Annotated in this window: 18 protein-coding genes and 1 pseudogene; 4 read left to right on the forward strand and 15 right to left on the reverse strand. The window is 73.1% G+C overall.

From position 1 onward, the window contains the following. Positions 1-100: 100 nt before the first annotated feature. From ABZ321_RS25465 to ABZ321_RS25480, 4 genes and pseudogenes are all read right to left on the reverse strand, one after another. Positions 101-1171, reverse strand: coding sequence for a D-alanine--D-alanine ligase family protein (locus tag ABZ321_RS25465; protein ID WP_344503322.1), 1071 nt, complete (start codon positions 1169-1171; stop codon positions 101-103). Continuing rightward, positions 1164-2276: an alanine racemase gene (gene alr, locus ABZ321_RS25470; protein ID WP_354895332.1), complete on the reverse strand. Its 1113-nt coding sequence runs from the start codon at positions 2274-2276 to the stop codon at positions 1164-1166. The genes ABZ321_RS25465 and alr overlap by 8 nt, the downstream gene beginning before the upstream one ends. 57 nt (positions 2277-2333) lie before the next feature. Beyond that, entirely contained in the window at positions 2334-2690 is a 357-nt protein-coding gene (locus ABZ321_RS25475) for an ABC transporter permease (protein ID WP_344503320.1), read from the reverse strand. A 64-nt stretch (positions 2691-2754) separates the two neighbouring features. Then, positions 2755-2859: pseudogene (locus ABZ321_RS25480) on the reverse strand (ABC transporter ATP-binding protein); the annotation flags it as partial. Between the two features lie 133 nt (positions 2860-2992). On the opposite strand from ABZ321_RS25480, the gene ABZ321_RS25485 reads away from it, so the two are divergent. Continuing rightward, the gene (locus ABZ321_RS25485) at positions 2993-4822 is read left to right on the forward strand and encodes a sensor histidine kinase (RefSeq protein ID WP_354895334.1); all 1830 of its coding nucleotides are present in this window, start codon (positions 2993-2995) and stop codon (positions 4820-4822) included. Beyond that, positions 4786-5427, forward strand: coding sequence for a response regulator transcription factor (locus ABZ321_RS25490; RefSeq protein ID WP_344503318.1), 642 nt, complete (start codon positions 4786-4788; stop codon positions 5425-5427). The genes ABZ321_RS25485 and ABZ321_RS25490 overlap by 37 nt, the downstream gene beginning before the upstream one ends. On the opposite strand, the gene ABZ321_RS25495 is transcribed toward ABZ321_RS25490, so the two are convergent. The 5 genes from ABZ321_RS25495 to ABZ321_RS25515 form a co-directional block, all read right to left on the reverse strand. Beyond that, positions 5395-6336 (reverse strand): WxcM-like domain-containing protein, encoded by a 942-nt coding sequence (locus ABZ321_RS25495; protein ID WP_344503317.1) that lies wholly within the window; start codon positions 6334-6336, stop codon positions 5395-5397. The genes ABZ321_RS25490 and ABZ321_RS25495 overlap by 33 nt on opposite strands. Next, a complete protein-coding gene (locus tag ABZ321_RS25500; protein WP_344503316.1) occupies positions 6336-7301 on the reverse strand; it encodes a glycosyltransferase family 2 protein in 966 nt (321 codons plus the stop codon). The genes ABZ321_RS25495 and ABZ321_RS25500 overlap by 1 nt, the downstream gene beginning before the upstream one ends. Continuing rightward, the gene (locus tag ABZ321_RS25505) at positions 7289-8401 is read right to left on the reverse strand and encodes a DegT/DnrJ/EryC1/StrS family aminotransferase (protein WP_354895338.1); all 1113 of its coding nucleotides are present in this window, start codon (positions 8399-8401) and stop codon (positions 7289-7291) included. The genes ABZ321_RS25500 and ABZ321_RS25505 overlap by 13 nt, the downstream gene beginning before the upstream one ends. Beyond that, a complete protein-coding gene (locus ABZ321_RS25510; RefSeq protein WP_354895341.1) occupies positions 8398-10659 on the reverse strand; it encodes a hypothetical protein in 2262 nt (753 codons plus the stop codon). The genes ABZ321_RS25505 and ABZ321_RS25510 overlap by 4 nt, the downstream gene beginning before the upstream one ends. Positions 10660-10800: 141 nt before the next feature. After that, on the reverse strand, positions 10801-12180 hold the full coding sequence (locus tag ABZ321_RS25515; RefSeq protein ID WP_354895344.1) for a hypothetical protein: 1380 nt from the start codon (positions 12178-12180) through the stop codon (positions 10801-10803). A gap of 96 nt (positions 12181-12276) precedes the next feature. Between ABZ321_RS25515 and ABZ321_RS25520 the strand changes: the two genes are divergently transcribed. Beyond that, positions 12277-13296, forward strand: a complete 1020-nt coding sequence (locus ABZ321_RS25520; RefSeq protein ID WP_354895347.1) for an ROK family protein — start codon at positions 12277-12279, stop codon at positions 13294-13296. Here ABZ321_RS25520 and ABZ321_RS25525 read toward each other — a convergent pair. Then, entirely contained in the window at positions 13293-13859 is a 567-nt protein-coding gene (locus ABZ321_RS25525) for a hypothetical protein (protein WP_354895350.1), read from the reverse strand. The two genes, ABZ321_RS25520 and ABZ321_RS25525, sit on opposite strands and share 4 nt — an antisense overlap. A gap of 68 nt (positions 13860-13927) precedes the next feature. Between ABZ321_RS25525 and ABZ321_RS25530 the strand changes: the two genes are divergently transcribed. Next, positions 13928-14827 (forward strand): pirin family protein, encoded by a 900-nt coding sequence (locus tag ABZ321_RS25530; RefSeq protein WP_354895353.1) that lies wholly within the window; start codon positions 13928-13930, stop codon positions 14825-14827. Here the strand turns inward: ABZ321_RS25530 and ABZ321_RS25535 are convergent. From ABZ321_RS25535 to ABZ321_RS25555, 5 genes are all read right to left on the reverse strand, one after another. Then, positions 14824-17730 carry an RICIN domain-containing protein gene (locus ABZ321_RS25535; protein ID WP_354895356.1) on the reverse strand — a complete coding sequence of 969 codons (2907 nt, stop codon included), beginning with the start codon at positions 17728-17730 and terminating at the stop codon, positions 14824-14826. The two genes, ABZ321_RS25530 and ABZ321_RS25535, sit on opposite strands and share 4 nt — an antisense overlap. Positions 17731-17819: 89 nt before the next feature. Beyond that, entirely contained in the window at positions 17820-18767 is a 948-nt protein-coding gene (locus ABZ321_RS25540) for a hypothetical protein (RefSeq protein WP_354895359.1), read from the reverse strand. 71 nt (positions 18768-18838) lie between these two features. Continuing rightward, positions 18839-19339: a sigma-70 family RNA polymerase sigma factor gene (locus ABZ321_RS25545; protein ID WP_344503643.1), complete on the reverse strand. Its 501-nt coding sequence runs from the start codon at positions 19337-19339 to the stop codon at positions 18839-18841. 136 nt (positions 19340-19475) lie between these two features. Then, the gene (locus ABZ321_RS25550) at positions 19476-20102 is read right to left on the reverse strand and encodes a hypothetical protein (protein WP_344503307.1); all 627 of its coding nucleotides are present in this window, start codon (positions 20100-20102) and stop codon (positions 19476-19478) included. 19 nt (positions 20103-20121) lie between these two features. Then, positions 20122-21138 carry a potassium channel family protein gene (locus ABZ321_RS25555; protein WP_354895362.1) on the reverse strand — a complete coding sequence of 339 codons (1017 nt, stop codon included), beginning with the start codon at positions 21136-21138 and terminating at the stop codon, positions 20122-20124. Between the last annotated feature and the right edge of the window lie 22 nt (positions 21139-21160).

Here is a 21160-nt window from a genome sequence, read left to right on the forward strand (position 1 = left end):
TTGCCTCCTAGAACCGTCAGACAAACCGTCACAACGCCCGTCGACACCATGGGACGGCCATCGTATCGAGGCCGTCCCACCGCCGCCGACCCGGAAAGGCTCAGGACTCCAGCGCGGGCTTCGGCTGCCGGGCCAGTGCGGTCGCGATGAGGACGTCGAGCAGCGCCGGATAGTCCAGCCCAGCGACGCGGAACATCTGCGGGTACTGCGAGACGGCGGTGAAGCCCGGGAACGTGTTGACCTCGTTGATGACCGGCTCCGTGCCGTACCGCAGGAAGAAGTCGACCCGCAGCAGCCCCCGGCATTCGAGGGAGCGGAACGTGCGCACCGCGAGGTCCTGGAGCCGCTCGATGATCGCCGGCTCCAGCTTCGCCGGGATGTCGAAGATGGTGGTCGGGTCGAGGTACTTGGCCTCGTAGTCGAAGAACTCGTGCTTGTCGGGGAAGCTGATCTCCAGCGGCGGCCCGACCTGCAGGGAGCCGTCGGGGTGCTCCAGGACGCCGAGGTCGACCTCGCGCCCGTGCACCATCTCCTCGACGAGGACCTTCGCGTCGCTGGCGCGGGCCTCGGCGAGCGCGTCGTCGAGCTCGGCCCAGTCGTCGACCTTGGACACGCCGAGGCTCGACCCGGCCCGGGACGGCTTGACGAACACGGGCAGCCCGAGCCGCTCGCGTTCGGCGGGCGTCACGGTGCCGGTGCCGCCGCGCAGCACGACGCCGTCGGCGACGGGCAGGCCGTCGGCGACGAGGAGCCGCTTGGTGAACTCCTTGTCCATGCCGGCGGCGCTGGCGAAGACCCCGCTGCCGACATACGGCAGGCGGACCATCTCCAGGACGGACTGGATCGTGCCGTCCTCGCCGTACGGGCCGTGGATGGCGGGGAAGACGACGTCGCACTCGCGCAGCGCCCCGATCGCCTCGGCGAGGCTCGCGAGGGCCGGCACGTCGGTCTCCTTGGTCAGGTCGAGCAGCCCTTCCAGGTCGAGGGCCTCCGGCGAGCCGGCGTCAGGGCCGAAGACCCACGTGCCGCCGGGGGTGATCCGCACGGGCACCACGTCGTAGCGGGACCGGTCGAGGAACCGCACGATGCTCAGGGCCGACTTGCACGAGACCTCGTGCTCGCCGCTGCGCCCTCCGAAAACGACGGCGACGCGGACGCGAGGATCAGCCATGCACGTGCTCCTTACCGATGTACGTTCGCGGGACGCGGGCGCCGATGCCCGTCAAGATCTCGTGCGGGTTGGTCTGCGCCCAGGCCGCCCACTCTTCCACGGTCGGCTCGGCCCCGTCGCCCGGGCCGAACAGCACGATCTCGTCACCGAGGGCGACGTCGAGGTCACCGGCGTCGGCGACGAACTGGTCCATCGCGACCCGCCCGGCGATCGGGCACCGCCGGCCGCCGATCGCGACGGCGCCGCGGTTGCTCAGCAGGCGCGGCACCCCGTCGGCGTATCCGGCCGGGACCAGGACCATCGTGGTGTCGCGGTCCGTCACGTACTGGTGGAGGTAGGACACGCCGGTGCCGGGCGGGACGCGCTTGACGTTGACGGCGCGGGCCCGCAGCGTCATCGCCCGCCGCAGTCCTGCGGTCACCCCGTCGATCGGCTCGACACCGTACAGCGCGAGCCCGGCCCGCACGAGGTCGTAGTGGGTGGCGGGCAGGTCGACGATCCCGGCGGAGTTCGCGAGGTGCCGCAGCTCCGGCTCCAGCCCGGCCTTCGCGGCGACGGCGAGGGCCTCGTCGAACCGTTCGAGCTGGAGCGCGACCGACGGGTTGCCGGGGTCGTCGGCGGAGGCGAGGTGCGACCAGATCCCGCGGACCCGGATCGTGCCGCGCCGCTCCAGGTCGGCGGCCCGCGCCACCAGGTCGGGCCAGTCGGCCCAGGCGACCCCGTTGCGGGTCAGCCCGGTGTCGACCTTGAGGTGGACGGCGGCGCCGGCCGGCATCGCCTCCAGGTGCCGCGGCGTCGACACGGACAGGTCGACGTCGTTGCGGACGGCCCACGCGAAGTCGTCGCCGGTGCCATACAGCCAGGCGAGCGTCGGCGCGCCGATCCCGCCGTCGCGCACCGTGCGGGCCTCGGCGATGGAGGTGACACCGAGCCAGGTGGCGCCGCCGGCCAGTGCCGCGCGGGCGACCGGTAGCAATCCGTGACCGAAGCCGTTCGCCTTGACGACGGCCATCGTCTGGGCGCGCGGGGCGGCGAGACCGGAAAGGAGCCGCGTATTGTGCGCCACGGCGTCGAGATCGACGACCGCCTCTGCCACTGGTTGCACCCGGCACCCCCTTGTCCCGCCGATCATAGTGGTCACCGTGCGTCACCGCAGTGTCGGTTAACTGGCACGGTACAGGCGGACGGACAGTCCACCTGCGATCAGGCAGGTGGCGGCGAGCACGGCCAGGTGCAGCGGGCGCGGGGTGTCGCCGGCCCACGCGGCCTGGACCGCCTGCCGGAACGCGCCCAGCGGCGTCCAGTCGCCGATGCGGCGCAGCACCGGCGGGAGCTGCTCGACCGGCACGTACAGGCCGGCGAAGAACGCGGACGGGAACCACAGCACGAAGGCCCAGCCGGTCGCGGTCTTGGGGCTGCCGGCCGCGGCGGCGACGAGCAGCCCGACGGGGAACAGGCCGAGGACGCCGAGCAGCAGCACGGGCAGGACCAGCGACAGGTCGGGCAGCCGCATGTCCATCATCCACCTTGGAGAACGACTCCGACGAGCGCAGGCCCTCCGCCGAGACTCTCTACGCCATCGCCAAGGCGCCGAAGATCTCGCCGGGCTCGACGGTGAACGACACGTCCCGGACCGCGTGCCGGTCGCCGTAGCGCTTGCGCAACTGGTGGACCTCGATGACTGCCATGTCGTCGATCGTGCGGAAGCGGGCGGGCGGGCAGAATGACGCTGGGCACCGGACGGGGGTGCACCTAGCCCCACCCCGGAGACGGCGGCCAGGGCCGATGTGGGAGGCGGACCGTGACACGAGACTGGGCGGCATGACCTGGGTGAGAGGTGTGACGCGCAGCGGGGTGCTGCTGGGTGTCGCCGTCGTCGTGTTCGTGCAGTTCCTGCTGTCGCTGGTGATGCTGTTCCCCGGGGTCCTGCTGGGCCTGGTCTTCCTGATCCCGCCGCCCGTGCTGTACGGGCGGCGCCTGACCAACCGGTGGCGGGCGATGTTCGCCGCGTGGACCGGGCGGGCGGTGCCGGAGCCGTACCGGCCGCCGCCGGCGGACCCGGAGCCGGACGCCGACGGCATGTACCGGCACGACGCGACCCTCTACAAGACGCCGCGCTTCCCGAGGTTCTTCCAGCGCCTCGACTGGCTGATGAAGGACCCGGCGACGAAGCGGGACCTGACGTGGCAGCTGCTGTTCCCGTTCGTCGTCGTCGCGCTCGTGCCGGTCGGGCTGCTGGTGGCGCCGTGGACGGTCCGCGCCGTGGGGGTGTGGTCGGCGTGGATGCTGACGCCGATGGACCCGGCCCGGGCGGCCAGGAAGCTGACCCGCGGTGCGCGCACCCAGCGGCGGCTCCTGGCGTGGGGGCGGGCCGGGCTGCTGGTGTGCTGCGCCGCGCTCGAGGTGGTGCTGCTGGCGTTCAGCCTCGCCTGCTTCACGCTCGGTTTCGGTCTCGGGTTCATCTTCACGATCCCCGTCGCGGTCTCGCACTTCCGCTGGATGGCGAACCTGCGCCGGCAGTTCGCGCAGTGGGGCGGGGTGGAGGTGCCGCGCCCGTACGAGCCGGAGCTGCGCCCGCACCGGCGCCCCGACGGGATGCTGCAGGTGCGCAACAACCTGTACAAGACCGAGTCGATGGCCGGGTTCAACGCCCGCTGGCTGTGGTTGTGGCACGACGTCGCGTCGTGGCGGGACCTGGTGTGGCTGGCCGTCGACCCGGTCGTCACCGTCGTGCTGCTCGGGCCGCCGGTCGCCGCCGGGGCCTACGGCGCGTTCGGGCTGGCGCTGCCGTGGCTGTGGACGACCGTGTTCGACGCGGAGTGGTCCGCCTGGTACGGCGCGTGGGACGGCGACCGGACCGCCGGCCTGATCATTGGGGTGTGCCTCGTCGCGGTCGCGCTCGTCACCGCCGGGCAGCTCGTCACCGTCCACGCGCGGTGGACGGCGCTGCTGCTGCGCCCGACCCGCGAGGCGGCGCTGCGCCGCCGGGTGGAGCAGCTCACGCGCAGCCGTGCGGACGCCGTCGACGCGCAGGCCGCCGAGGTCCGCCGGATCGAGCGGGACCTGCACGACGGCGCGCAGGCGCGGCTGATCGCGGTCGGCCTCACCCTCGGCGCGATCGAACGGCTCATGGACACCGACCCGGCCGCCGCCAGGCGCCTCGTCAAGCAGACGAAGGAGACCGCGGCGGCGGCCCTGGAGGAGCTGCGGGACCTGGTCCGCGGCATCCACCCGCCGGTGCTGTCGGAGCGCGGCCTCGCCGACGCGGTGCGGGCCCTCGCCCTGGACCTCAGCACCGACACGGCCGCCGACGTGACCGTCACCGGGACGCTGCCGGGCCGGCCGCCGGCGCCGGTGGAGTCGGCCGCCTACTTCGCGGTCAGCGAGCTGATCGCGAACGCGACCCGGCACGGCGGCGCCGCGAAGGTCACCGTGGACCTGGGCCACGAGCACGGGCTGCTGCGGGTCGTGGTCACCGACGACGGCACCGGCGGCGCGGACCCGTCGCGGGGCACCGGCCTGCGCGGCATCGAACGCCGGTTGGGTACCTTCGACGGGACCCTGGCCCTGCACAGCCCACCCGGCGGGCCGACCGTCGCGACGCTGGAGCTGCCGTGCGTGTTGTCCTCGCCGAAGACCTCTACCTGCTGAGGGACGGCATGGTCCTGCTGCTGCAGAGCCACGGTTTCGAGGTCGTCGCCGCCGTCGACACCGGCCCGGCGCTGCTCGCGGCGCTGCTGGAGCACCGCCCGGACGTCGCGGTCGTCGACGTGCGGCTGCCGCCGAGCTTCACCGACGAGGGGCTGCAGGCGGCGCTCGCCGCCCGCCGGGAGGTGCCGGGCCTGCCGGTGCTGGTGCTGTCGCAGCACGTGGAGCAGCTGTACGCGCGGGAGCTGCTCGCCGACGGCACCGGCGCGGTCGGGTACCTGCTGAAGGACCGCGTGTTCAACGCCGACCAGTTCGTCGACGCGGTCCGCCGGGTCGCCGCCGGCGGGACCGTGATGGACCCGACGGTCATCGCGAAGCTCGTCGCCCGGCCGTCGCCGGCGACGGGCACGCTGACGCCGCGGGAGCGGGAGGTGTTGACGCTGATGGCGGAGGGCCGCTCCAACGCCGCGATCGGCAAGCAGCTGTTCCTCAGCGACAGCGCCGTCGGCAAGCACATCGCCAGCATCTTCGCCAAGCTCGACCTGCCGGTGTCCGACGACGACAACCGGCGGGTCCTAGCCGTGCTCGCTCACCTGCAGAGCGGCTGAGACGAACTCCGCGTGGTCGCGGATGTAGTCGGCCGCGTCGTAGTAGTGCGACGCGAAGACCAGCAGCGCCGCGTCCGGCGAGTAGCGGAACTGCGTCGCCCAGGTCATCGGCGGCAGGTACAGGCCGGTCGCGGGGCTGTCCAGGAGGAACTCCTGCCGGACGACGCCGTCGTCGGCGACGACGCTGCAGCGGCCCTTCACGCAGATCAGGAACTGGTGGCACTCGCGGTGCGCGTGCTGGCCGCGGACCTTCTCGTTCGGCACGTCGAAGACGATGAAGTAGCGCTTCACCGGGAACGGGATGTCCCGCTCGAACTCCCCCACCGACAGGTCGCCGCGCAGGTCGTGCACGTAGTCGAGGCGGTGAACGGTGACCCCGCGGACCTTGGTCGAGTTGACCCGCTCGCCGGTCTGGGTGTCGTGCGGCTCCGCCGGCACCGGCGCGGCGTCGACGTAGCCGGTGAGCCGCGCCGGGTTGCCGACGACGATCGCGTACGGCGGCACCGACCGCGTGACGACGGCGCCGGCGCCGACCATCGCGTGCCGGCCGATGGTGACCCCCGGCAGGATCGAGGCGTTCGCGCCGATCGACGCGCCGGTCTCGACCGTCGTGCGGGCGAAGGCCTCCGGGTACTGGCGGCTGCGCGGCATCCGGTCGTTGGTGAACGTGACGTTGGGGCCGACAAACACGTCGTCCTCCAGGGCCACGCCGTCCCACAGCTGCACGCCGCACTTGACGGTGACCCGGTCGCCGACGACGACGTCGTTCTCGACGAACACCCCGTCGCAGATGTTGCAGTCGGCGCCGATCCGCGCGCCCGGCAGCACGTGCGCGAACGCCCAGATGCGGGTGCCGTCGCCGATGGCGGTGCTCTCGCACAGGGCGTTGGGGTGGGTGAAGTACGACATCAGCGCTGTCCTCCCTGCCGGACCACGATCTTCTGCGCGCCCGCGTACTGCAGCTCCCACGCCACGACGGCGAGGGGGCGGCGTTTCGTGTTCTCGTAGCCGCGCCACGCGTAGGAGCCGACGACGCCGAGGCCGAGCGCGTTCACGCCGCCGAAGAACAGCACGACGAGGATCGTGGCGGCGTAGCCTGGCACGTCGAACAGGCCGGCGAGGCGCGCGGACAGCACGACCGCGCCGAGCACCACCGACACCAGCAGCCCCAGCACCCCGGCCGCCATCAGCAGCCGCACCGGCAGGTCGGTGAACGCGAAGACGCTGTCCATCAGGTACGTGACCTTCTTGCGCAGCGTCCAGCCGGAGCTGCCGCTCATGCGGGCGCGCCGGGTGTAGGCGACCTGCTTGCGGCGGAACCCGAGCCAGAACAGCATCGCGACGAGCGACGTGTTCGCCTCCTCGCAGGCCAGCAGGCAGTCGCGGAACGCCTGGTTGCAGCCGAACATGTCGACGCCGCCGCTGGGCATCTCGCGCACGACCATCCGCCGGTACAGGCCCCAGAACAGCTTCGACGCGATCCTGCCGCCGAGCGGGTCGGCGCGGCCCTCGCGGGTGCCGACGACGACGTCGAACTCGTCGGTCGCGAGGGTCCGGAAGAACTGCAACGCGAGCTCCGGCGGCTCCTGCAGGTCGGCGGCCATGACGGCGAAGTACTCGCCGGTGGCGTGCTGCAGGCCGACCCGGATCGCGGCGAACGACCCGAAGTTGCGCGACAGCAGCACCAGCCGCGCCGGGAACCGCTGCGCGGGCAGCAGCGACTGCAGCAGCTCCGCGGACCGGTCGGGGCTGCCGTCGACGACGAAGACCGCCTCGAGCGCACCGCCCAGCGCGTCGTGCAGGTCGCCGACCGCGGCGAGCAGGTCGTGGATGGTGCCCTCGTTGCGGTACACGGGGATGATCAGGGAGTACACGGCTGGCCCTTCCAGTTCTCGGTGCCGGCGCCGAACGCGTTCACGGCGGCGGCGACCCGGTCGACCTGCTCGGCCGGCAGCTCCGGGTGACACGGCAGGCTCAGCACCTCGGCGCACAGCCGCTCGGTGGCCGGCAGCTCGAGCCCGGCGAACCGGTCGCCGTGCACCGGCTGGCGGTGGTCGGGCAGCGGGTAGTGCACGTCGTGCGCCACGCCGTGCGCGCGCAGGTGCGCCGACAGCGCGTCCCGGTCGGCGCAGCGCAGCACGTACAGGTGGCCGACGTGTCCTGGCGCGTCCACCTCCGGCAGGGTCAGCTTCGGGTGCCGGATCGCGGCGCGGTACCGGGCGGCGACCGCGACCCGCGCGGCGTTCCAGCCGTCCAGGTGCGGCAGCTTCACCGACAGGACCGCGGCCTGCACCTCGTCGAGGCGGCTGTTGCGGGCCGGGCCGGTCACCTGGTGGTACTTGCGGTCCCAGCCGTACTGCCGCAGCCGCCGCACCCGCTCGGCCACGCCGGCGGAGGCGGTGACGACGGCGCCGCCGTCGCCGAGCGCGCCGAGGTTCTTCGTCGGGTAGAAGCTGAACGCGGCCGCGTCACCCCACGAGCCGGCGCGCCTGCCGTCCCGGGACGCGCCGTGGGCCTGCGCGCAGTCCTCGACCACGGGCGCGCCGTGCCGGGCGGCGACCTCCAGGATCGCGGGCAGGTCGGCGAGCCGGCCGTACAGGTGCGTGACGAGGACCGCGTCGAACGTCTCCCGGTCCAGCAGCGCCGGGTCGAGGGTGGCGGTGTCCTCGTCGACGTCCACGTAGACGGGTTCGGCGCCGAGGGCGAGCAGCGCGGTGGTGCCGTAGCCGCCGGCGTTGGCGACGAGGGCGACCCGGTCGCCGCGGCCGACGCCGACCCCGGCGAGGGCGAGCTCGATCGCGTCGGTGCCGTTGGCGACACCGACGGCGTGCGGGACCCCGCAGTAGGCGGCGAACGCCTCCTCGAACCCGGCGACCTCCCGGCCGAGGACGAACCACCCGCTGTCGATGACCCGCCGGACGGCGTCGGTGAGGGCGCCGGCGAGCGGCGCGTGGTGGGCGGCGAGATCGTTCATGTCACCTCATAGACCGTGAGCTTTCCGGCCCGGAACCGCTCCTGGGCGTGCGCGCCCAGGAGGCCGACCGGTCCGGCGGTGGTGTCGGCGACCAGCCAGCGGACCTGGTACCGGTCGCGGAGGACCCCGATCGTCGCGGGGCCGGGGTCGGTGAACGCGGCGTCGTTCCCGGCGAGCCGCGCGGGGTCCCAGAAGGCGGCGAACCAGGGCAGCACCCCGTCGGCGGCGGCACGCTCGTACGTGCTGTTGGTGAAGCCCCAGCCCTCGACGAGGACCCGGTGGCCGCTCGCCGCGGCGAGGGCGAACCGCCGGTTGTCGCACAGGCCGCCGGCGGGTGTCACCCCGAAACAGTGCGCGTTGGTGGCGAGCAGGTCGCCGGGCGCGGCGTGGCGCCGCAACCAGCGGCCGGCGTTCCACGTGTCGCGGTCGATGGCGCTGGTACGGCCGTCGGGCGCGACCTGCTCGGAGAGGGGGACGGCGCGCCAGCCGCCCCGGGCGGTGTCGGTGACGACGGCGGCGGTCTGGTCGTAGGCGGTGGGCAGCCCGAACCCGGCGCACATCGCGATCGCCACCGCCAGGATCCGCCCGTCGCGGCGGATCAGCCCGGCGGCGACGACCACGACGGCGAGGGCGGCGAGGACGGCGTACGGGCGGCCGAGCTCCCACCCGAGCCGGTCCCCCGCCGGCCGGGCGCCGTCGACGGTGCGCAGCAGGAGGACGACCGTGGTGCCGGCCACCGCGGCGAGCGCGAGGAGCCCGCCGCGCGCCCAGGTCATCGTCCCGACGACCGCGGCGAGCCCGGCGACGGCGGCGAGCGCGAGGTACGGCCGGGCGGACACGATCAGGTAGGACTGGGAGCCGCCGGGGTGCCCGAACAGCAGCACGCCGGCCATGCCTTCGGCGCCGATCGCGGCGAGCAGCAGCACCGGCGCGTCCAGGACCCGCCGGCCGAGGGCGAGGCCGCCGCCCCAGATGAGCAGCCAGCACAGGACGGTGATCCCGGCGGCGACCCAGGCGTGCGCCGCCGGGGTGCCCGGGCCGGTGTAGCCGGTCCAGGTGCCGGCGACGGTCGCGAAGCCGCTCATGGTCGCCAGGGGCTCCACGACGAGGCTCTGGTTGGCGCCGCCGCCGTACAGCAGGACCGTCGAGGCGACGGTGAGCACGCCGGTCACGACGGCTGCGAGCAGCGCCGGCCGGTGCAGGCCGCGGCGGGCGGCGAGCTGGACGGCGACGACGAGGACGAGCGCGCCGGTGAGCAGCGGCAGGTACGGCGCCTTCGCCCCGGCGAGCCCGGCGAGCAGCAGCACGAACAGCGCCCACCGGCCCTTGGCGGAGCCGCCCTGCCCGACATCTTCAGCGCCGTCGAGGATGTCGAGCAGGAGCAGGACGGCGGCGGCGAAGAGCAGGGCGCCGAACGTCTGCGTCGGGCTGGTCCAGGCGATCAGGCGGTAGACGGAGCCGTCCTCGTAGGGCCCGAAGCCGAACCATCCGTCGGGGTGCGGCCAGCCGTACGGGTCGGGGGCGAGGACGAGCATCGTGACGACGGCCGCGGCCGGGCCGGTCCACCAGCGGCCGACGATCCGCCGGGCGAGGACCGCGACGAGCAGCAGCGTCCCGGCGAACATCGGCAGCGGGGTGAGCCGGACCAGCAGCGCGAGCGGGTCGATGCCGGTCACCCAGCTGGTGGCGGCCATCTCCGGGTAGACGAACCAGTGGTAGACGAGCGGCTCACCGGACACCCAGGGCGCCTGCATCGGCATGTGCTGCTTCGCCTCGGCGATGAGCGCCAGGTGGAACGGGGTGTCGGCGTCGAGCGGGCCGCTGACGGGCCAGCCGAGGCCGTGTGAGCGGAACATGCGGACGCTCCGCAGGCAGAACAGGCCGACGACGGCCAGCATCGACCAGGACCACAGCGCGGGGGCGCGCTCCCCGGAGCCGCGCCAGGCCTTGCGCAGCCGCGGCACGAGCAGGGACGCGCCGATCATCCCGGCGGGCCAGGCGAGCACCAGCAGCGGCACCCCGGCGGCGCGGGCGGCGACGTACGTGAGGACCTCGGCGACGTAGCCGACCGCGGCGCCGGCGACGACGTCGGCGACGAGCCAGCCGGACCGGCCCAGCAGCGTCCGCCACAGCAGCAGGCCGGGCAGCACGACCCCGGCGGTGAGCCAGCCGGCGAACGCGAGCGTGGTGGGCAGCGCCACCCCGTAGAACCGCAGCGTGAACGCGATCCCGGTGAGGCCGGCGGCGAGCGGGAGCAAGGACGCCAGAGCGGCGCCGCGCGGCCTGCGGCCGGGGGGCGCGGATGGCTCGTCCGGACCTGCGGCCGGGTCACGTATCGCGTCCAATGTCGTGGTCACTGCACCGCCCAACGCGGCGGGCGCCGGGCGCGTCGCGCCGTTTCACCCGTTCGCGGCGCACACCGCCGGGGTCGCCGGCCCGGGCGGCAGCGGGTGCGCGACCCCCAGGGCCGCCACGGCGGCCACGGCGGCCGCCAGGACCAGCACGACCGCCACGAACCGGATGACCCTCGGGCGCGACTCGCCGGCGACCCCGGCCGGGCCGGTCACCAGCGCGCAGCCGGCCACCGCGAGCAGCACGAGGGGCAGCGCGAAGCGGGTCTCGGTGGCCGACGTCATCAGCGACGCGCAGACACCCGCGGCGAGGATCGCGAGGGTCCGTGCCCCCGGTGTGCGGCACGCGGCGACGATCCCGGTGGCGACGATCAGCACGACCGGCACGGTCAGCTCGTAGTGCTCGGCGCTCGCGGCGGCGCTGTACGGCGTCGACCACGACCAGGCCAGGGCGGCGGCGACCTTCTCCGCGAGGAACAGCGCCGACTCCGGAAGGTTCGTCAGCAGCGCCCGGACCAGTCCGCCGGTCGAGGCGGCCAGGCGCCCGTCGACCGCCGCCGCCATCGACGGGTCGCAGTAGAACTGTTGCGGTGCCCCCACCGCCGGTTCGATCGTGTCGTAGCGCACGATGTACGACGCGTAACCTGCCTGGAACCCGGCGAGGTCCGCCGTGCCCGGCGGCGTCGGCCCCGGCACCGATCCGCGCAGCGCGTTGAACGTCACCTGCGGCAGCGACCCGGCGACCACCCCGGCCGCGAACCACAGCGCCGACCGCCGGCGGGTCACCACGACGATCCCGCCGAGCGCGGCCAGGGGCAGCAGGTAGGCGGGCCGCAGGTTGACCGTCGCGCCGGCGGCCACCCCGGCGAGCCCCAGACACCACGCCGTGCCGAACCGCAGCGGGCCGGAGCGCAGCAGGCCGGAGCGCAGCGGGTCGGGCCGCGGCGGGTCGGGTCGCAGCGGGTCGGAGCGCGGCGGGTCGGGTCGCAGTGCCAACCACACCGCGGTCAGAAAGGCGGCGACGGCAGGCAGGTCCATCAGTGGAAACGGCGCGAACCTCGCCGCGACGAGCCAGGTCAGCGGCGCGCACACCCACACGGCGGCCGGGCGGGCGGCGATCCGGGGCAGCAGGAACCCGCCGACGAGCGCGACCAGCAGCGCGTTCTCCAGCAGGACGGCGTACCGGCCGGCGCCGGTGACCAGGTGCTCGGCGAGCGCGGCAGGAGCGTAGACCAGCGGTGTCAGGGCGCCGCGGAAGTCGAGGTCGCCCACCCGGACCGTGTCCGCGCCGGTGAAGAGGGCGAGGGAGCCGTCGAAGTAGTGGGCGGCGTCGTAGACGAACCCACCGGCCGGCCCCTGCGCGACGGTCGCCGCGAGCAGCGCCGCCGCCGGCCACCACCTGACGAGGTGCCCTTGCCGCTCCAGCACCGCCATGAGGATCCGAACGATCGAGGTGCCCGCCGGGTCACGGGGTGCGGTACCGTGTTCGCCGCTGACGTTCGATCCCGGTGAGGAGCACGATCGATGGGCACGGCAGAGGACTGGGTCGTCGTCGGCCTGGACAACGGCGGCACCGCCAACAACGCCACCGTGCTCTCCCACGACGGGGCGTTCCTGGTCGACGGACTGGTCGAGGTCCCGAGCCGGGTCCTGGAAGGGCCGGCGGTCGCGGTCGAGGCCCTCGCCGGCGCGTTCGACAACATCCTCGCGGTGACGAAGATCGACCGGTCGCGGGTCGCGGCGGTCGGCCTCGACACCCCCGGCCCGGCCACTGCCGGTGGGGTCATCTCCTCGAAGGGCTCGACGAACTTCTCCCAGCAGGCCTGGTGGGGCTTCGACTTCCGCGGGGCCCTGGAGCAGCGGCTCGGGCTGCCCGTCGTCTACAACAACGACGGCAACGCCGCCGCCCTCTACGCGCACCACGTGCACTTCGGCGCCGACGCGACGCGGCGGTCGTCGGTGTCCGCGATCGTCGGCACCGGGCTCGGCGGCGGCGTGATCGAGCAGGGCAACGTGGTCAAGGGTGCCGCCGGGATGGCCGGCGAGCTCGGCCACGTCCACATCCCGATGCACGGCCTGCTCGAGGAGGGGCAGCCGCTGCCGTCGTGCGGCTGCGGGTTCCTGGGCGACGTGGAGAGCGTCAGCTCCCTCACCGGCATCGTGCGCAACCTGCTGCCGTACTGGCTGACCCGCTTCCCGGACCACCCGCTGCACCGGGCCGACTCGATGAAGGCCGCCGCGAAGCAGGTCCGGTCCTTCGCCGAGCAGGGCGACGAGCTGGCGCTGCGCATCTTCGACCAGCAGGCGATGGGGCTGGGCCGGCTGTTCACGATCGCGGCGAACTTCACCGACCCGGACTGCTACTTCGTCGGCGGCGGCGTCGTCGAGGCCGCGGCGCACTTCCGCGAGTGGTTCCTGGCGCGGGTGCGCGAATACACGCTGCTGCGCGAGGAGCAGGCGGCGGTCGCCACGTTCGCCCTCGTGCCGGACCGCGACATGGCGGGCGCCCGGGGCGCCGCGATCGCGGCGGCGGCGAGCCTCTAGAGCTGCTCCACTGGGGCGGGCGCGCGGGCCACGTCGGCCCCGACCTGGTTGAGGACGCCCTTGTCGTCGCGCTGCCAGCGGCGGCCCCGGCTGTCGGTGAAGCGCAGCTCGACGTGCATGTCGGCGGACGGGGCGAGCCGGATCGTCCCGTCCTCGTTGATCCGGTCCCGCTCGACGGGCCCGTCGGTGTTCTCCTCGTCGAACCCGGCGTACACCTCGGGCTGCTCGGCCGGCGGCACGATCCGGACCCGTCGGATCGCCGTCCAGGCGGCGGGCGGGTCCCGGAACACGATCTCCAGGTCGTAGACGGGCGTCTGGCCGGCGTTGCGGATCGCGGCGCCGACCACGCCCCGCGTGATGATCTTCTCGAACGTCTCGCGCTCGCTGACCGCCCACGCGCAGACCCGCTCGGCGTCGGCGCGCGCCTCGGCCAGCTGATACGCGGCGAGCAGGCCGGCGGCACCGGCCACCGCGCGCTGGACGCCCCGCAGCGCCTGGAAGGCGACGAACACGGCGGCACCAGCGGCGAGCGCCGCCAGTACCGCCGCCAGTACCGCCACCACCAATGCCATCACATCGGACAAATTACCCGTCCGTGGTTGCCGCCGGGCGCCGGAGGGAGAATCGGACGATGGAACTCCTCGAAGGCCGGGACGTGCCGCTGGGCCGCTACTCGGTGGTGCGGCGGACGCTGCCCAACAAGGTCCGGCGGACCGTCGGCGCGTGGTGCTTCCTCGACCACTTCGGGCCCGAGGAGGTCACGGGAAAGCCGGGGATGCGGGTCCCGCCGCACCCGCACATCGGGCTGCAGACGGTGACCTGGCTCTTCGACGGGGAGATCCGGCACCGCGACAGCCTCGGCTCCGACGTGCTGATCCGCCCCGGCGAGCTGAACATCATGACGTCGGGGCGCGGCATCGCGCACTCGGAGGACTCCCCCACCGAGAAGCCGCCGCTGCTGCACGGGGTGCAGCTGTGGGTGGCGCTGCCCGACGGCGCGCGGTGGCAGGAGCCCCGGTTCGAGCACCTGGAGGATCTCCCGGTCGCGGAGGCGGCAGGTGTACGGATGACCGTCGCGGTCGGTTCGCTGGGCGGGGTCACGTCGCCGGCGGCGGTGCACAGCGAGCTGGTCGGCGCCGAGGTGCGCCTCGATGCCGGTACACCGGCGGAAATCGCGATCGATCCGACCTACGAGCACGGGGTGGTCGTCACCGACGGCGGCGCGCGGGTCGAGGGGGTCGACGTGCCGCCCGGCTCGCTGCTGCACCTGCCCGAGGGCCGCTCGTCGCTGCGCCTCGCGTCGGAGGGCGGCGCGCGGCTGTTCCTCGTCGGTGGCGTGCCCCTCGACGAGGACCTGGTCATGTGGTGGAACTTCGTCGCGCGCTCCCACGAGGAGATCGTGGAAGCGCGCGACGAGTGGCAGGCGGGATCGTCACGGTTCGGGGTCGTGCCGGGTGGTCAGGAGCCGCTGCCGGCGCCCGCGTTGCCCACCACCCGGCTGCTGCCCCGGCCGCGCGCGCGAGCGAGCTAGAGCAGCCGCCACAGGTGGTCGGCGGTGCCGTTGTCGTCGAACTGCACGACCTGCGCCGAGTTGGCCGTCGACATGCCCGAGACGCCGAGCACCTTCATGCTGTGCTGCACCTGGATGCGCACCCAGCCGTCGCCGTTGTCGATCAGCCGCCACAGGTGGTCGGCGGAGCCGTTGTCCTCGAACTGCTGGACGAGCGCCGAGTTTGCCGTCGACATGTTCTGCACGGCGAGCATCTTGCCGCTGTTCTGGTTCACGATCTTGAACCAGCCGCCGCCGGCGTCGACGAGGCGCCAGTTGTGGTCGGCGGTGCCGTTGTCGTCGAACTGCACGACGTTGGCGCTGTTCGCCGTCGACATGCCGTCCACGCCGAGGACCTTCAGGCTGTTCTTGTTCTGGATCCGCTTCCAGGTGATCGGGGCGGTGCTGCCCTCGACCCGCATCTCCAGGATGCCGCCGGAGACGCCGGCCTTGAGCTGCACGACGACCCGGATCGCGGTGGTGGTGACGCTGGTGAAGGTGACCCGGTTGAACGTGTTGAGCGCCGTGCCGGCCGCCGACGCGCCGGACACCGCGACCCAGGCGCCGCCGGCGTTGCGGTACTGCACCTGCCACGACTGCGGGACCCGGCACTGGCCGGTGCCGGTGTCGTCGAACCAGTACACCGACACGGCGTTGGTGGTGATCGCGCTGGAGTAGGTGAGCTGCGCCCACTCGCTGGTGCCCAGATGGTTCCAGAACGTCAGCCGCGGGATGCTCCCGTCGGCGGAGCTGCTCGGGACCTTGCCGTCGTTGAGGGCCGCGACGGTGTCGCCGGGGTTGCAGTACGACGCGGACGGCGTGGCCGGGATGACCCAGTCGACCGCGTCGGCGCCGTCGCCGACCCGCGGGAACGTGGTGATCCTGACCCGCTGCGCGCCCATCGGCAGCAGCTGCACGGTCTCGTTCGGCTGGGTGGAGCGGGCCGGGCTCTGCTGCAGCGTGCGGACCACGCCCTCGGCGTCCGCCTGCCAGTTGGGGATCTTCCGGGCGGTGACGCTCAGCGAGATGGGCGCGCCGTCGCGGGTGAACGGGTTCGCCGCCAGCGGGCCCGGCTTGCGGGTCACCGTCACCTGCGGGTTCGCCGGGTCGATGAGCAGGCCGTAGTTCCACGGCGAGTTCGCGTACACCTCGTTGGTCGGCCACGCGTCGGTGCCGCCGATGCGCTGCCAGCGCTCCGCGATCGACAGCGAGAACGTCAGCGGGCCGTTGTCGACGCTGACCGCGTTGCCGTTCTTCGCCCAGGTCCGCACGGTGGTGCGCATCGGCAGCGTGACGGTGACCTTGTCGCCGTTGTTCCAGGTCTGGTCGACGATGACGAACGAGCCCGCCTCGACCGTGCCGGTGACCACGGTGCCGTTCACCCGCACGACCGCGCCGGTGCTCCACTTCGGGATCCGCAGGTACAGCGGGAACGCCACCGCACCCGGGGTGCCCATGGTCAGCGTGATCGTGTCGCTGAACGGGTAGTCGGTGTCCTCGGTGACGGTGACCGTGGTGGCGTTGGCGCCGACCTTCGCGGTCACCTGCGAGTTGCCGTACATCGCCGCGCACAGGCCCTTGTCCCAGGTCGCGAACCACAGCTCCTGCGCGTAGTACGGCCAGCCCATGCCGTAGTTGTGCGGGCAGCAGCGGTAGTTGTGGATGCCCAGCATGTAGGCGAGCATCGGGAAGCCGTTCTGGAACTGGCCCTGGGTCAGGGTCGCGTTCGTCAGGCCGATGCTGTTGGCGCACGTGATGTAGTGGATGCCCTGCTGCGCCGGGTCGAGCGAGGCGGGCAGCAGGTTGAACGCGAGGTCCTCGCACCGGTCCAGCCAGATCGAGTCGCCCGTCATCCGCGCGAGCATCTGGTGGCTGTGCATGAACTCGACGATCCCGCAGGTCTCGAAGCCCTGGCGCGGGTCGGTGTACCCGGGGCGGCAGTTCTCGTCGCCGGCGAACCCGCCACCGGGGAAGTTGCCGTACAGCCCCATGACCGTGTCGTAGTCGCGGTACGTGGCGGCGGGGAACTTCGGGTCCGGGTCGAGCAGGCCGAACTGCGCCGGCTCGCGGAAGCCCTGCGCCAGGTTCACGTTGTGCCAGTTGGGGATGCCGTTGGTGTAGTCCGCGGAGCCGGCGTGGATCTTCCGCACCAGGTCGAGCAGCCAGGTCTCGCCGGTACGGTTGAACAGCCAGTACACGCTGTCGATGTTGTCGCCCCAGCGCAGGGCGGCCCAGCTGCGGTTGAACACGGCGGCGGGCTGCGCGTTCTGGAACTGGAAGTACTTGCGCATGAACGTGTTGACCCGGTTGTCGGGCGTGCCGTTGCGCTCGTTGTACTCGGCGTGCGAGCGGATCGCGTCCAGCAGCGGCATGTGCGGCCAGAAGTCCGGGCCACCCTCCAGGCTCGTCCGTAGCGCGTTCGGCCCGAAGAAGCCGTCGGCGGCCTGGTTGGCGATGATCCCGTCGATCCACTGGCGGGCCAGGGTCAGGATCCGGGTGTTGCCGGTGACATAGCCGAGGTCGCCGAAGCCGCGCAGCCAGTAGGGCAGCTCCTCCCAGGCGCCCTTGGTCTTGTCGACCCAGCCGTTGCCGGAGTACTGCAGGTAGTCCGACACCTCCGTCATCCGGCCGCAGAGACCGTCGGCCTCGATGTTGAGCTGTGTGCGGAGCCAGCCGCGGGGCTGGACCGCGCCCGGTGGCAGTTTCAGGAACGCGGTCGCCTTCAGCGGGGCGAGGTTCGGCCAGTAGTGGCCGCCCCGGGCTCCGGGCGTGACGGTTTTCGCCGTGCGCACCGCTGCGCCGGCGGGGCTGGCAACTGCGGTGGACAGGGCGATCGCGCCGCCGGTGAGGGCGACACCGCTCGCGACGAACGTTCTGCGGTCCATGGACCGGACTCCTTTGCTCCTGGCGGGGAACATCGATGCCCGATTATGCGCAGTAACGCGCCTTTATGAAAGAACCCGTTTGATTTTGTTTACTTATCGTCTTCGCTTGTGCGGTCTTTTACCGGCGTCCTGTACCAGCTCGTCGCGCCGCCGGCCATCAGCCCGAGACCGCCGGCGAGCGCGGTGGCGACCGCCCACCTCGACCAGCCGGGGCCGGCGAGGCCGCCGTTGCTGAACACGCCCGCGTCGGCGAACCCGGTCATCACCGCGAGGCACGCCCCGCCGATGGCGGCCACGAGGTTCGCGGCGCTCCTCCTCAGCGCCAGCAGCCCGGCCGCCGCGAGCACCCCGACGCCGGTGAGCAGCGGCCACAGCCTGGCCAGGAGCTGGGTGCCGAGGTTCTCGGCCGGCGACGTGGCCAGCTGCGCGCTCACCACGATCCAGGCCACCACGACCGCGCCCGCCACCCCGGCGACGACCGCCAGGGCGATCCGTGACCTAGGCGTCGCCAACCCGATCGCCACCGCCGCGAGCAGCGCGCCGGACCACCACCAGCCGGTCGCCGGCGGCTCCGCCTTGGCGATGACGCCGCGGATGATGCCGGGCGTGGTCCCGTCGATCTCGAGGGGGACGCTCCACGCCCTGGCCGGCAGCTCCCGCGCCCGCTCGTCGTGCCAGCGCACCGTGCGCTGCCGGGACACCTGGTGCCACTGCGGCGCCGCGGTCGCGGCGCCTTTGACGGTGCCGGTCAGGGAGCGGCTGGCGGCCCAGGTCGGGGAGCCCCGGTTCTCGGCCACCCCGTCCCCGGAGATCCTGAGGAACGGCTCGCCCTGCATGCCGAGCACGACGACCGTGCGGTCCGAGGCGCTGCGCAGCTCCAGGCGGGCCCCGCCCTCGACGGCCCGGACGGTGACCCCCGGCTCGGACACCGAGTCGACGCGCACCACGTAGTCGACGGCGGCAGGGGCGTCGGCACCGTGCGCGCCGGCCGGTGCGACGTACCCGAGCGCGGCGAGGACCCCCAGCACCACGGCCACCGCCGCTCGTGCCGCCGTTCGCGTCTTCTGCCTGCCGTTGCTGTGTGTCATGGCCTTACCGGTGCTGCGTGTCATCCGGCTCGGGCGGCGGCGATCGCGGCGACCAGGTCGGCGCGGGCACGGGCGACCCTGGACCGGATCGTGCCCACGGGGACGTCTTCGATCTCGGCCGCTTCGGCATACGACAGCCCGAGCACCTGCGTCAGCACGAACGCCACCCGCCGCTCCGCCGGCAACCCCGCCACCAGGTCGGCGGCCGCGTGCAGTCCCGCGTGGTCGCCCCCGGCCAGCTCCTCCGGCTCCGCCGCGACCCGCGCCTCGAGCCGCCGTCCCCGCACCGCGGCCCGCACATGGTCGGCACACGCCCGCCGCGCGATCGCGAGCACCCACGTGCGCGCGCTCGACCTTCCGGCGAACTCCGGCAACGCCCGGAACGCCCGCAGGTAGGTGTCCTGCGTCACGTCATCGGCATGCCCCACCCCGACCAGCGCGGCGACGAACCGCCACACCTCCGGCTGCGTCAACCGGACGAACGCCCCGGCCCCGCCCCGGTCACCGCCACGGGCCGCCAGCAGCGCCGCCGTCGCCGGGTCCGACGCCGGGTCAGCTGCGTCCACGCCGGCCTCACCAGTCACGCGAGGAAGCGTAACGCCCTTTCCCGCCAACGCCCCCACCGCCTCGCCCACCGTCCCACCCAGTGACCATCGTCTACGTCTTCGTCCTACCTCGGCGCCGGCGCACCACCTCGGCCCCGATCAGCCCCGCGATGCCCAGCACGGACAGGGTGACCCACAGCGGCGCAAGACTCCCCGCCGATGACCCCGCGTCGCCACCCTGGCCGTCCGCCGTGCCACCGGTCGCCGGAATCAGGCAGGCCACCTCAACTGCCTGCACACTGGCACCGGTACTGCCGGCCGACGGAACAAGCGCCTGGCAATGCCCCTCAACGGGCGCCCCGAGGTCGATCGCGACCCGCCACGTCCCAGCGGGCAGCACCCCACTCCACGTCTGCGTCCCCCGCTCGTCCCCCGTCTGCGTCAGCCGCTCCCCCACGATCGCCGACGCCGGCCCGCTCCCCGGAGCCCCGGCCGACGCCCCCGCAGGCCCAGCGGACAGCGTGACCACCATCGGCTCGTTGATCGGATGCCCGTCCTGCCACTGAGCGGTGATCCACACCGACCCCCGCCCATCCGAGTGAATGGTGACGGACGCCCCACCATGCGCCCCAGCCGGCGAAGCCCACCCGAACACCAGCACCGCCGCCAGCACCACCCCCGCCAGCAGCCTCCGCCCCACCGAACGCCCTCGCCCCATCCCCATCGCGAGCACCCTCATCAGATCCCGACCGGCAGGGTCACGGCATTGCGGGGACGGCCTGGGGGCGGTCGTCGCGGACGTAGACGACCATGTCGCCGGTCTGGATGGTGGTGCCTTCGGGGTCGGCGAGGGAGAGGACCTTGCCGCGGCGGAACAGGGCGATGACCAGCTCGGTCAGCTCGCGCGGCGAGGAGCCGACCTCGTCGCGGCGGGCGGAGCGCATCGCGAGGGCCATGCCCTGGCCGGGGGTGAGCAGGTCCTCGACGACCTCGATGAGCGGCGGGGCGGTCGTCGACAGGCCGAGCAGCCGGCCGGCGGTGGCGGAGGAGACGATGACGTGGTGGGCGCCGGACTGGCGGAGCAGTGGCGCGTTCTCCGCCTCGCGGGCGGCGGCGATGATGGAGACCTTGCCGGCGGTCAGCTGGCGGACGGTGAGCGTGACGAGGACCGACGCGTCGTCGCTGTCGGTGGCGATGATGATCGCCTTGGCATCCTCGACGCGGGCCTCCTTGAGCACCGTGGAGCGGGTCGCGGAGCCCTCGACGACCACGAGGCCGTCGGCCTGGGCCTGCCGGACGGCGGCCGGGTTGGTCTCGACGACGACCACCTGCGCCCGGTCCAGCCCGTTCTCCACCAGGGTGCCGACGGCCGCTCGGCCCTTCGTGCCATAGCCGCAGACGATGACGTGGTTCTTCACGCGCTTCCTCCACCGCTGCAACCTGAGGTTGGTGCGGTACTGCTCGGTCAGGACTTCGAGGGTGGTGCCGACCAGGATGATCAGGAAGAGCACGCGGGCCGGAGTGATGATCAGGATGTTGGCGAGGCGGGCGGTCTCCGACACCGGGGTGATGTCGCCGTAACCGGTGGTGGAGAGGGTGACGACCGCATAGTAGAAGCAGTCGAGGAGCGTGAGACCGTCCTCGTTGACATCCCGGTAGCCGTCGCGGTCGACGAAAATGACCAGCACGATCGCGGTGACGAGCAGGACCGCGAAGCCGAGCCGGGCGCTGATCGCCCGCAGTGGCCCCCGCCGCACAGCCGGAAACTGGATCACGTGCTTCGCTCCACGGATTGCC

This window comes from Dactylosporangium sp. NPDC006015, from assembly GCF_040614215.1.
Lineage (GTDB): Bacteria > Actinomycetota > Actinomycetes > Mycobacteriales > Micromonosporaceae > Dactylosporangium > Dactylosporangium maewongense.